Here is an 11905-nt window from a genome sequence, read left to right on the forward strand (position 1 = left end):
GATCAGGGTTCCTCCACGATCAGTTTGCCGTGCATCGTTCGGTGACCCTGCCCGCAGAACTCGTTGCAGATGACGTGGTAGGTCCCGGGCTCGTCGAACGTCATCGGGATGACCCACTCGTTGCCCGGGAACACCTGGAGGTTGATCTGCTTGCTCAGGGTGTCCTCCGGCCGGATCGAGAAGCCGTGTTGGACGTCGTAGGCCCCGAGGTGGACGTCGTACTCACGGCCGGCCTCGATGATCGCCGGGAGCCCGTCCCAGTTGAACCGCATCGCGCCGACGTACAGGGAGTCGCCGGGGGGAACGATCCCCTCCTCGCGCTCCTCGGCCGCCTCCTTGTACTCCTGAACGCGGTCGCGGTAGGCGTCCGGATCGACCTCGTAGGTCTCGCCGATCGGGTTCTGGTCGCCGAAGCGGGTGAAGCCGCTCATCCACCCGAAGATCGCGATCGACCACGCGCCCGCGATCCCGAGCCAGATCGTCTCGCGTCTGTTCACCGGTTCGTCCCACCAGTTGCCCTCCGGCGGGTCCATGGGTGCTGGCATGCGTGATCACCTCGCGGGAAGCGATAGAACGTCCAGGACGCCCCAGCCCACGTAGGCGACGAGGAAGAAGACGAACGCCGCCGCGGCGAGCAGCCAGATGCGGTCGTAGAGCCGTTGCATGAACGGCGTCGTGGAACTCCGTGATTCGTTCGTGCTCATGTGTCGCTCACGCCGAAGGTTGCATCCGGAGGGCACTGGTGGTTATCGCGCACATGTTCGACGCGGCCGACGAGACGGTCACCGCCGCGAGCGTCGGCCCGGTCAAGACCGGTTAGGACTGGTCAGGGTCGCAAAGCCCCGGATCGATCGTCGTCGGATGCGGGGGCGGAGTCCGCGGAGTCCGCGGAGGTCGAATCGACGATCGGGCGACCGGAGTTCCCCACGACGATCAGGCTGCTCGCCGCCATCGCGACCGCGGCGAAAAGCGGGTTCAAAAGCCCCGCCACGGCGAGCGGGATGGCGACCGCGTTGTACAGGAGCGCCCATCCGACGTTGTGGCGGATCCGACGGCGAGTTCCCCGCGCCAGCTCGAAGACCGTTCCGAGTTCACGGAGACGTCCGTCGAGAAGCGTCACGTCGGCGGCGTCGACCGCCCGGGCGGTGCCGTCACCCATCGCGATCCCGAGGTCGGCCGCCGCGAGCGCGGTCGCGTCGTTGGTCCCGTCGCCGACCATCACGGTCGTTCCCGAGGCCGCGAGCCGCCTCACCGTCTCCGCCTTGCCGTCGGGCGGGACGCCGGCGAAGACGCGGTCGACTGCCGGGTGGTCCCGGAAGCGCTCCGCGCTCTCGCCGTCGTCGCCGGTGAGCACGCACACCTCGCGATCGCGCACGGATTCGACCGTCTCGCGCCACGCCGACCGCTCGCGATCCTCGAGGACCAGCATGCCCCGGACCGCGCCGTCCCAGCCGACCGCGACCGGCAGCGCGCCCTGGCGGTCGGCGCGTTCGATCCGCTCTCGAAGGTCGTCGTCGATCCGCTCGAGTTTCCCGATCCCCTCGAGTTCACCGGACGCTTCGAGTTCACCGGACCCTTCGAGCGCCTCGGGAGATCCCGAATCGCCGCCGTCCGGAATCCCCGTCCTGGCTTCGATCGTCTCGCGAACGACCAGTTCCGGCGTGCCGACGACGACCCGATCGCCGTCGACGGTTCCCGACACGCCCGCGCCGGGATGGCGAGCAAAGCCGTCGACGTCCGGGAGTGATCCTTCGACCGTCCGATCGCTCTCCGCACCCGCCCCACCCTCCGCGACCGTCGGATCGCGCTCCCCGAAAGCCGAGAGGAGCGCGTCCGCGACGGGATGGTCCGAGAGCCGCTCGACGGCGGCGGCGCGACGGAGGGTATCCGGATGTCCGAACGCGTCCGCGACGCGCAGTTCGCCCGTGGTGAGAGTCCCGGTCTTGTCGAAGACCACGACCTCGGCCTCGGGCGCGGTCTCGAAGAGCGCGTCGTTGGTGACGACGATGCCCCGCTCGAGCGCGTCCCGAAGCCCGCCGGCGACGGCGAGCGGGGTCGCGAGCCCCATCGCGCACGGACACGAGACGACGAGGACGGTCAAGCCGGCCAAAAGCGCGGGCGCGATCCCGGCGCCGGCCCACAGCCGCCAGATCGTCACGGCGATCCCGATCGTCAACACGAGGGGGACGAAGACGGTCGCGAGGGCGTCGGCGAATCGCTGGACGCCCGGCGCCTCGCTCTGGATCTCCCAGAGCGCGGTCGCGATCCGGTCGGCGGTGCTTTCGGCGTCCTCGCCGACCTCCACCACGAGCGCCTCGTCGGTGACGGTCGCACCGCCGACGACGGGATCGCCAGGCCGTTTCGAGACCGGAAGCGACTCCCCGGTGAGCACGGACTCGTCGACGTCCGCGACGCCCTCGCGGACGGTGCCGTCGACCGGAACCCGCTCGCCGGGCGGGACGAGGACCCGGTCGCCGGAGTCGAGGTCGCCGACGTGGACGGTCTCGCGACCGTCCGCCGTGAGACGGGTCGCCTCGCGCGTTCGCGCCGCCGTAACCGCCGACAGGCGCTCGGTCGCCGCCGACCGGATCCGGTCCTCGTAGTGTCTCCCGACCGTGACGACGAGGATCACGGCGACGCTGACGTCGTAATAGAGGTGCGTGCTGCCGGTCGCGAGCGCGACCGTGCTGTAGGCGAACGACGAAAGCGCCGCGACGGAGACGAGGAGGTCCATGTTCGGCCGGCGGGTTCGAACGCTCACCCAGGCGCCCCGGAGAACGGGGCGTCCCGTGTAGAAGACGACGACGGCGCTCGCGAGCGCGATGAACGCCAGGGGGAGGTAGATCCCGACCGGCGTGGTGGTGTCGACGTCGAGGACCCCCGTCTCGATGCCGACGTAGCCGGGATAGAGGTAAAAGAGGTACCACGGCATGATCAACATCGCGAAGAAGCCGCCCACGACGAGCCGCTGGAGGGTGTCGCTTCGTCGCGCACGGGAGGGTCCGCGGTCTGTCCCCTCCGACCCGTCCGCGCTCCCGTGCGCACCAGAGTTCGGATCGCGAAATCGAAGCGCGTAGCCGTAACCGGAGAGGCGATCCGGGAGATCCGACTCGTCGATCCGGTCGGGGTCGTAGTCGACGCGAGCCGTCCCGGTCCCGTAGTTGGCGTCGACGGCGTGAACGCCCGCACATTCCTCGCCGCGGAGCGAGAGGAAGGCCTCGCAGGTGGTACAGTGCATGCCGTCGACCGCGAGGAACGTCCGGGAGGCGTCATCGGAATGGTCGTCCCCGGAGACGTCCCGGCCCGTCCCGCCCCTCCCGCGTGTCGCACCTGTCGCCCCAGTGGTGCTTCCCTCGGCTCCGTCCTCGCGGAGTTCGTCGACCTCTGAAGACGGGTCGTCGACGTCCGCGAGCGCCGTCGAGACCTCGAGGCAGCCCCGGCAACAGAACGACCCGTCCACGTCCGGCTCCTCGACCGGCGGATCCGGCGTCGGCAGATCACAGAGGTCACAGGTCCCCATCGGGTGGTCGTTCGGGCGCCGCGGCCGAATGGGTGGTCGCGAACGTGTTCGGCTCACGGCCCATCGGGGTCGCGGACGGTCAGGCCGACGCGGTCACACCGGTGAAAACATCGGAAGAACGGTACGTCGGGGTCGGGCGCCGGGAGGGGCGCGCCGGGGCGTCTCAGGGATCCGGGTTGAAGATCTCAGGCTCCGGCTCGCCCTCGACTTGGATGACCCCGAGCATGCCCTTGCGTGCGACCCGGCTCAGCGCGTGGTCGACGAGCTTGATCGGTCCGGGGACCGGCGTGTCGATCTCCGCGGCCGCGACCGTTCCGGGCGCGACGGGGGCGGTCTCGACGTAGCGGTCGGGATCGGAGACCAGGTCGCCGTCGCGGTAGAACGTCTCCCAGACGTTCCCGATGCCGTGCCAGGAGCTCGTCAGGTTCGGGCCGCCGCTGGCGTGGAAGATCCGGACCCGGTCACCCTTGTCGACCGTGACGGGACCGTAGCCGTCGCCGGTGAAGGCGTACGCCTCGCCGTTGAGACAGACGTAGGTCGGCTCCTCGCGCTTCATGGCCTCCACGTCGAACTCGTGGTGGCCCTTCTCGCCGGCCTCGCCGGTCGTGTACAGCTCGTGCTGGCCGAAGTAGAGCTCGCGGTCGACCTCCGGAAGGCCGTCCTCCGGCTCCACGAGGATCGCGCCGAACATCCCGGCGCTGATGTGGTGGTCCATGTTCGGGACCGCACAGTGGTAGATGAACACGCCGGGGTAGGTCGCCTTGAACTGGATCTCCGCGCTCTCGCCCGGCGCGATCGTCGTGTCATCGGCGCCGCCGCCCGGGCCGTAGACCGCGTGGAAATCGATGTTGTGCGGCAGCGAGTTGTCCTCGCTGCTCGTGAGACGAAGCGTGACGGTGTCGCCGCGGCGCACGCGGACCATCGGACCGGGGATCCGGTCCTCGAAGGTCATGTAGTTGAACGTGACGCCGGGCTCGATCTCGGCGACGCGTTCGGTCGTCTCGAGTTCCACCTCGTGGTGGCGCGGCTCGCTCCAGTCGACCGGGTCCGGTAGCTCGGTCGGGTCGGCCGCGATCCGGTCGAGATCGACCGACCGTGCCTCCGCGAGTTGGGCCTCCGGCTCCGGGGTGGCCGCCTCCGCGCTCGCGTCTCCGGACTGCGGGGCACCGAGACAGCCGGCGGTGAGTACCGCCGCGCCGGCGCCGGCCGCTTTCATGAACGTCCGCCGTGGGAATCCGTTGGTTTCGGACATTGTGTCTCCCTCCAGTTGAGCATATGTAGGAAACATACATGAAACGGCGAGCGGTTTCCAATTTTTTGGGATGATACTCGAACATGTAGGTACCATAGTACTTAAAGGGAGAAAACGATCCTCGTTCGACGGTGATCGAACGTTCGGACGAGAAGACGGGGATTATCATCCGGGACTCCGCGGGAGGGCTGTCGGATCGAGGGACCGCGGGACGAACACCGGATCGTCGATCGTTGATCGGCGTGCGGCGAGATCCGGAACGGACCGGGAATGATGCCGGGTACGGAAGGACTCGTGTCGATGTCACAGACCACCGCGAGTCGATGCCGCACACCCCTACGGGTGGATGCCGCGTACCGTCCCGCACACCCCTACGGGTGGACGCCGCATACCGTCGCAGATCGACGTCGAATATCACAGTAGATCGTACGCGCGAGGCGGCGTCCTCTCCGCGCGTTAGAAACGCCTTTACCTCATGGGTACGGACCCCCAAGCGGTATGAGTCAGTCGCACAATCGGGGCCTCATCGAGGACTTCGGCCGCTGGCGGGAGTTCCGCGCGGGGATGTGGGCCTGGATCTTTCACAAGTTCACCGGGTGGGTGCTCGTGGGATATCTGTTCACCCACATCGCGGTTTTGAGCACCGCCATCCCCGCATCCGGCGCGGAACAGGCGGTCCTGCAGGCGGGTGACGACGTCTACACGCAGACGATCGTCACCCTCGAGGAGCTGCTTTTGGTCCGCATACTCGAGGTCGGCCTCCTCGCGGTGGCCGTGTTCCACATCCTCAACGGAACGCGTCTGCTGTTCGTCGATCTCGGCGTCGGATTGGATTCACAGGACAAGAGCTTCTACGCGTCGTTGATCCTGACCGGCCTGATCACGGTCGCGTCGGTTCCGACGTTCGTCGGGGGGGCGCTCTGAGATGGCCGAGCGCTACTCCTCTTTCACCCCCGGCGGGACGATGTGGCTCCTCCAGCGGGTCACGGCCGCGTTCCTCGTGGTCGTGTTGGCGTTCCACTTCTTCCTGCTCCACTTCGTCAACCACGCCGACGAGGTGTCGTTCCTGGCGAGCTCCGCGCGCATGGAGACGCTGAGCTACTACTCGCTCATGGTGTTGTTCCTCGTGACGGCCACGTTCCACGGCGTCAACGGCGTCTACAACGCGTTGATCAACCAGGGGTTGACCGGACGCAAGAAGCAACTCATCAAGGGCGCGTTGATCCTTGCGAGCATCGTCCTCATCGTACAGGGCATCCGCACCGCCAACGCCTGGGCGGGGGGATTCCCGCTGTAACCGGACCACATCAATGAGCACGCAACTACCACAGCAATCGGACGCGGACGCCGAGGTCGAATCGGACGCGGAGGAGGCGCCCTCGAAGGGCGACCTTCGCCGCGAGCGGAAACGCCAACGTGCGGCCGAGGCGGAGGCGGAACGGGAAGCCGAGGAGGGCGAGCGGGCGGCGGCGAACGAGAACACCCGCGAGATCCTCGTCTTCCGGTTCGACCCCGAGGTCGAGGGCAAACAGGAGCCGCGGTTCGACGAGTTCCACGTTCCCTTCGAGAAGGGGATGACCGTCCTCGACGCGCTCATCTACGCGCGCGATCACTTCGACTCGTCGCTGACGTTTCGACACTCCTGTCGACAGGCGGTCTGTGGCTCGGACGCCATGTTCGTCAACGGCCAACAGCGGCTGGCCTGCAAGACCCAGATATCGGAGCTTTCCGACCCGGTCCGCATCGAGCCGCTGCCGCATGCCGACGTGCGAAAGGACCTCGTCGTGGACATGCAGCACTTCTACGACCAGATGGACGCCGTCGAGCCGTTCTTCGATCCGGACGAGCTACCCGAGGACGAGCTGGCCGAACAGCGACAGAGCCGGGAGAACCGCGAGAAGGTGAAGATGTCGACGCGGTGCATCTGGTGTGGCGCCTGCATGTCCTCGTGTAACATCGCCGCCGGGGACAACCAGTACCTCGGCCCGGCCGCGATCAACAAGGCGTACCGGTTCGCGATGGACGATCGGGAGGGCGAGGATCGAACCGAGGAACGCCTCGAGATACTCGAGCAGGAACACGGCGTTTGGCGGTGTCAGACCCAGTTCTCCTGTACCGAGGTGTGTCCCAAGGACATCCCCCTCACCGAGCACATCCAGGAGCTGAAGCGGGAAGCGGTGAAGAACAACCTCAAATTCTGGTGAAAAGACCGTGAGCCAGCAATCACACACCGACGGACGGACGTACGAACACGACGTGATCGTGGTCGGCGCGGGCGGCGCCGGACTGCGGGCGGCCATCTCGGCCCAGGAGGCCGGCGCCGACGTGGCGATCGTCTCGAAGCTCCACCCGGTCCGGTCACACACCGGCGCCGCGGAGGGCGGCATCAACGCGGCCATCCGCGACGCCGACTCCTGGGAGGACCACGCCTACGACACGATGAAGGGGTCGGACTACCTGGGCGACGCGCCGGCGATAGAGCGGCTCTGTCAGGAGAGTCCCAAGGAGACGATCCAGCTCGAACACTGGGGAATGGCCTTCTCCCGCGAGGAGGACGGCACCGTCTCCCAGCGCCCGTTCGGCGGGCTCTCGTTCCCGCGGACGACCTACGCGGGCGCCGAGACCGGCCACCAGCTGTTGCACACGATGTACGAGCAGGTGGTCAAACGGGGCATCGAGGTCTACGACGAGTGGCACGTGATGAACCTCGCGGTCACGGACGAGCCCGAACCGGAGGACCGCTCGTGTCACGGCGTCGTGGCCTACGAGCTGCAAAGCGGCGAGATCGCCGGCTTCCGCGCCAACGACGGCGTCATCCTGACGACGGGCGGGATGGGCCAGGTCTACGACCACACGACGAACGCGGTGGCGAACACGGGCGACGGGGTCGCGATGGCCTACCGCGCCGGCGTCCCGATGGAGGACATGGAGTTCATCCAGTTCCACCCGACGACGCTTCCCTCCACTGGGGTGCTCATCTCCGAGGGCGTCCGCGGCGAGGGCGGCATCCTCTACAACGAGGAGGGCGAGCGCTTCATGTTCGAACACGGCTACGCCAACAACGACGGCGAGCTCGCGAGCCGTGACGTCGTCTCCCGGGCCGAACTCACGGAGGTCAACGAGGGACGCGGGATCGAAGACGAGTACGTCCACCTCGACATGCGCCACCTCGGCGAGGAGCGAATCCTCGATCGGCTCGAGAACATCCTCCACCTGGCCGAGGACTTCGAGGGCGTCGACGGCCTCGAGGAGCCGATGCCGGTAAAGCCCGGCCAGCACTACGCGATGGGCGGGATCGAGACGAACGAGTACGGCGAGACGTGCATCGACGGACTGTACGCGGCCGGCGAGTGCGCGTGCGCGTCCGTCCACGGCGCGAACCGCCTCGGCGGAAACGCGCTGCCGGAGCTCATTGTCTTCGGGAAGCTCGCCGGGCGCCACGCCGCCGGCGAGGAGTACGGCGAGCCGGAGATCGACACCGGACGACGCGGCGACTACGAGGACGCCGAGTTCGATTCGCCGGTGCCGCTCGGCGAGCCCGATGAGGGAGCCGATGCGACCGCGGCGGCCGACGGCGGCGAGACGATCACGGACGGCGACGCCGTACTCGAGCGCGCGGTCGAGCGCGAGACGGAACGCGTCGAGGAGCTGCTCGTCGCCGACGGCGTCAACCACGCGGAGATCCGCTCTGCCGTCCAGGACACGATGACCGAGAACGTGAACGTCTTCCGCGAGGAGGAAGGTCTCGAGCAGGCGCTCGCCGACCTCCAGGAGGCCCGCGAACGCTATCGCGACGTCGGCGTCTCCGATCCCTCGCGCACGTTCAACACCGACCTCATCCACACGCTCGAGACGCGAAACATCCTCGACATCGCGGAGGCCCTGACGGTCGGGGCGCTCGCGCGAAACGAGTTCCGCGGCGCCCACTGGCGCAAGGAGAACCAGATCCGCGACGACGAGAACTGGCTCAAACACACGCTCATCTCCTGGAACGACGGCGAACCCGAGCTGTGGTACCGTCCGGTCGTGCTCGAGGGCGAGGAGAAGCGCTACGAGCCGAAGGTCCGATCCTACTGAGCGTAGAAGTCGCAGGTCACCTCCCGAGTGTGGAGGTTTCAGATCGAGGGGGATCTCGGGCCTCAAAAGGACCAGTGCGGCCGTGTACACAACTCACACGGCTCATACGACGTCGGTCGAACGATCGGTTCGAATTCCCGCCGCAGGACGACCGTCGATCGGGATGTTCCGATCGAGTTTCGGGGTAGATCTGCGGTGAGAAGCGTTATAACGCCCGCTTTTCCCATGTTCGACGATCGTTGAATAGGGGATTTATTATCGTCGAAGTACTGAATCACGCATGATGATCGAAACCGAATCCGGCATGGGGACCGCGATGACGCTCCCGCCGGAGCTACAGTCGCCTCGAGCGAAGCTCGTGTATCTGTACCTGCGAACCAACGAGCGCGCGACGGTGGGTGAGATGGCCGACTCCCTCGGGATGAAGAAGATCTCCCTTTACAGCATCCTGAAGACGCTACGCAAACGGGAGTTCGTGGCACAACGCGGCGAGGAATATCGGCTCACCTGAGTCGGACCGATCACGGTTCGGACGGATCGCGACTCCAGAGATGAGGCGGGGGCGTTTCGGCGAGCGAAACGACGTGTCTTAGCCGGTGTTCCGTGTCGATCGGGCACGCCGGACGTCCGCGCCGTCGCGGACGACGTCCTCACAGCTGGGGCAGGCTCGTGGCTCCTCGATCCCGTCCGGGGTGAACACGCGGGCGTACGCCGGGGTGACGAACGCGCCGCAGTTTTGACATTCCGGCATATCGTGTGAGGGTGTCACACATTTCCTCATAAATCTTGTGGGAACGCGGATCCTCGGCGGTAGGAGTGACACGGAACGAGGAACGCGGGCACGATCATCGGCGTTTTTGCCCTCGGGATCGAACGTGGCCCGTGGACGCACGCCAGACGGAGCTCGCGAACCCGTTCGGGATGGACTCGGAGTGTGAGAACTGTCCCGAGCTGTGCGGGACGCGCTCGAGCGTTGTACACGGATACGGGGACGTCGGCGGGGACTTCCTCGTGGTCGCGGAGGCTCCGGATTCGGGTGCGGACCGGGCTGGTAGCCCGCTCGCCGGGGAACGGGGATCCCGGCTTCGATCGATGTTCGCGGAACTCGGGTTCGTCGAACCGTTGGAGGACACCGAGTCGACGGGGGGAGACGACGGCGAAATCGAGGACCCGCACGAACCGACGGTTCGAAACGCCTTCTTCACCCACCTGACGCGGTGTCACCACCCGGAGAGGCCGGCGACCGAGGAGGAACGAGCCAACTGCGAGCCGTTCTTGAACGCGGAGATCCGGATGATCAACCCCCAGATCATCGTGCCGGTGGGCCAACGCCCGCTCGAGGCGCTCGCGATCGAGTACACGACGCGCGCGCCGGACTCATTCGACGTCGAATCCGAACACGCGAGCACCGTTCGCGGGCGGGGATTCGAACTCGTTCCGATGTGTGATCCCACGGCCGCGAGTGCTGACCAGCGGGAGGCCTTCCTCGAGCACCTTCGGGAGAACGTGCTTCAACGGGACTACCGCCAGACGAAGGGGCGACGGAGCCGGTGATCCGGGCGGCTCGATCGACCGAGTCGACGGCGGACGCGAACGCGACCCGGATCGGAAACCGGACGTTCAAGTCGCGGACCGTCCCATCTCCGGTATGACCGTCATCGCCGTGCTCGCCGACCCGCCGCGTCCGGGCGTCGGCTATCCGACCCTTCCCGAGACGAGCCCGCTCTCGCAGGCGGAGGCGAGCGATCTGTACGAGGCCGTCCTTCGCGATACGGTTCGAGCCGTCGACCGCTCGGGGGGCGACCTCCTCGTGAACTACCCGACAGAGGAGATGCTTCCGGAACCGGCCCGCGGCGGCGACCCACCGGAGGCGGAGCTGCGTGCGATCGTCGCCGACACCCTCGGAAGCGTCGAGGACGTTCGGTTCGAGCCGCAGGTCGGCTCGAACTACAGCGCACGGGCCGGAAACACGGCGACGCACCTCCTTCGCGAGGAGGACGCGGCGTCCGTGGCGATCGTGGAGCCGACGACGCCGTTTCTCACCCGACAGGTGATCGACGCGGCCGCGATGAAGCTCCGGAGTTCGGGCGCCGTCCTCGGTCCCGCCCGACGCGGACGGTGTTACTACGCCGGGTTTACGGAGCCCGTCGACTTCACGGACGCGTTCGCGGGCGCGAGCGTCCGGACGCTCGCGGAACGGACCCGGGAGGCGGGCGAGGACGTCGAGTTCGTCCGGTCGCTCCCCGCCATCCGAACGGGTGAGGACCTCCTCGACGTCGTCCCGCTGCTTAGAGCGCGCTTTGCCGCCGAGCGGGTCGTTCCCGAACACACGGCGACGTTCGTCCACGAACACGGCCTCGAGACCAGAGAGGCCGACGGCGACCTCGAGCTCGTTCGGGACGAACGTGTTCGGGGGGATTCATAGGGACGCTCGGGCCGGATCCACGCGTATGGCCGGGTTTCCATCACCGTTCGGGAGCGACGCGGGGGACCTCTTCGACGGTTACGACGAGTTCGTCCCCGATAACCTGCCGAGGCCGGGAGCGTTCCTCGAGGGTCACGACGTGTTGACCGGCGACGAACACGTGGCGTTCCACCGGGTGACGAAGGACTGCTTCGAGGAGCGAACGGTCTACGACATGACCTTCAACTACAACCTGGCGCGGTTGAACCTCGATACACGTCATCCGGGTGCGGGCTACCGATACGCCGAGGAGGTCGACGACCCCGCCGTCCTGCGTGCGGAGTTCACGCCGACGACGCCGTTTTGCCCCCAGACCCACACCTTGACCATGGGGTCGTTTCGAGCCTGGAACGGCTTGAGCGACCGCCACGACTACGATCTGGTTCGTGTGCGGGCGGCCCGGATGCACCACCAAAGCGAGGCGATAAACGACCAGCTTGCGGAGCTGGAGGAGCGATACCTGGAGACCGGCGACGTGACCGTCGTTCCCGAGGACGCCGGCGAGGTCGGTTCGACGCCGATGGAACGATCGAAACGCGAGGAGTCGCCGAGCCGCGGGCCGCCGGGGAACTCGGAGGCTCCCTTTTAGGTC

Annotated in this window: 13 protein-coding genes; 8 read left to right on the top strand and 5 right to left on the bottom strand. The window is 67.1% G+C overall.

Going from position 1 to position 11905, the window contains the following annotated elements:
* Nucleotides 1-2: 2 nt before the first annotated feature.
* The 4 genes from ACFQE9_RS02860 to nirK form a co-directional block, all read right to left on the bottom strand.
* Nucleotides 3-545 (bottom strand): cupredoxin domain-containing protein, encoded by a 543-nt coding sequence (locus tag ACFQE9_RS02860; RefSeq protein ID WP_379740009.1) that lies wholly within the window; start codon nt 543-545, stop codon nt 3-5.
* 6 nt (nt 546-551) lie between these two features.
* Nucleotides 552-704, bottom strand: a complete 153-nt coding sequence (locus tag ACFQE9_RS02865; protein ID WP_379740012.1) for a hypothetical protein — start codon at nt 702-704, stop codon at nt 552-554.
* Between the two features lie 122 nt (nt 705-826).
* Nucleotides 827-3520 carry a heavy metal translocating P-type ATPase gene (locus tag ACFQE9_RS02870; protein ID WP_379740015.1) on the bottom strand — a complete coding sequence of 898 codons (2694 nt, stop codon included), beginning with the start codon at nt 3518-3520 and terminating at the stop codon, nt 827-829.
* 163 nt (nt 3521-3683) lie between these two features.
* Nucleotides 3684-4772, bottom strand: a complete 1089-nt coding sequence (gene nirK, locus ACFQE9_RS02875) for a copper-containing nitrite reductase (protein ID WP_379740018.1) — start codon at nt 4770-4772, stop codon at nt 3684-3686.
* A 498-nt stretch (nt 4773-5270) separates the two neighbouring features.
* On the opposite strand from nirK, the gene sdhC reads away from it, so the two are divergent.
* The 5 genes from sdhC to ACFQE9_RS02900 all read left to right on the top strand — a co-directional run bounded on the left by sdhC (nt 5271) and on the right by ACFQE9_RS02900 (nt 9360).
* Complete coding sequence (gene sdhC / locus ACFQE9_RS02880; protein ID WP_379740021.1) at nt 5271-5696, top strand: succinate dehydrogenase, cytochrome b556 subunit; 426 nt, start codon at nt 5271-5273, stop codon at nt 5694-5696.
* A 1-nt stretch (nt 5697) separates the two neighbouring features.
* Nucleotides 5698-6069 carry a succinate dehydrogenase/fumarate reductase transmembrane subunit gene (locus ACFQE9_RS02885; RefSeq protein ID WP_379740024.1) on the top strand — a complete coding sequence of 124 codons (372 nt, stop codon included), beginning with the start codon at nt 5698-5700 and terminating at the stop codon, nt 6067-6069.
* Nucleotides 6070-6082: 13 nt separating this feature from the next.
* On the top strand, nt 6083-6976 hold the full coding sequence (locus ACFQE9_RS02890) for a succinate dehydrogenase/fumarate reductase iron-sulfur subunit (RefSeq protein WP_379740027.1): 894 nt from the start codon (nt 6083-6085) through the stop codon (nt 6974-6976).
* 7 nt (nt 6977-6983) lie between these two features.
* Nucleotides 6984-8849, top strand: a complete 1866-nt coding sequence (locus ACFQE9_RS02895) for an FAD-dependent oxidoreductase (RefSeq protein ID WP_379740030.1) — start codon at nt 6984-6986, stop codon at nt 8847-8849.
* Nucleotides 8850-9132: 283 nt separating this feature from the next.
* The gene (locus tag ACFQE9_RS02900) at nt 9133-9360 is read left to right on the top strand and encodes a TrmB family transcriptional regulator (RefSeq protein WP_379740033.1); all 228 of its coding nucleotides are present in this window, start codon (nt 9133-9135) and stop codon (nt 9358-9360) included.
* A 78-nt stretch (nt 9361-9438) separates the two neighbouring features.
* On the opposite strand, the gene ACFQE9_RS02905 is transcribed toward ACFQE9_RS02900, so the two are convergent.
* Nucleotides 9439-9600 carry a DUF7563 family protein gene (locus ACFQE9_RS02905; RefSeq protein WP_379740036.1) on the bottom strand — a complete coding sequence of 54 codons (162 nt, stop codon included), beginning with the start codon at nt 9598-9600 and terminating at the stop codon, nt 9439-9441.
* Nucleotides 9601-9731: 131 nt separating this feature from the next.
* Here ACFQE9_RS02905 and ACFQE9_RS02910 point away from each other — a divergent pair, with 131 nt between their 5' ends.
* The 3 genes from ACFQE9_RS02910 (at nt 9732) to ACFQE9_RS02920 (ending at nt 11902) form a co-directional block, all read left to right on the top strand.
* Nucleotides 9732-10403 carry a uracil-DNA glycosylase gene (locus ACFQE9_RS02910; RefSeq protein ID WP_379740039.1) on the top strand — a complete coding sequence of 224 codons (672 nt, stop codon included), beginning with the start codon at nt 9732-9734 and terminating at the stop codon, nt 10401-10403.
* A gap of 94 nt (nt 10404-10497) precedes the next feature.
* Entirely contained in the window at nt 10498-11274 is a 777-nt protein-coding gene (locus tag ACFQE9_RS02915; protein ID WP_379740042.1) for a hypothetical protein, read from the top strand.
* 25 nt (nt 11275-11299) lie between these two features.
* Entirely contained in the window at nt 11300-11902 is a 603-nt protein-coding gene (locus ACFQE9_RS02920; protein ID WP_379740045.1) for a hypothetical protein, read from the top strand.
* Nucleotides 11903-11905: the final 3 nt, after the last annotated feature.

The sequence above is a fragment of the Halopenitus salinus genome (assembly GCF_042662125.1).
Classification (GTDB): Archaea; Halobacteriota; Halobacteria; order Halobacteriales; family Haloferacaceae; genus Halopenitus; species Halopenitus salinus.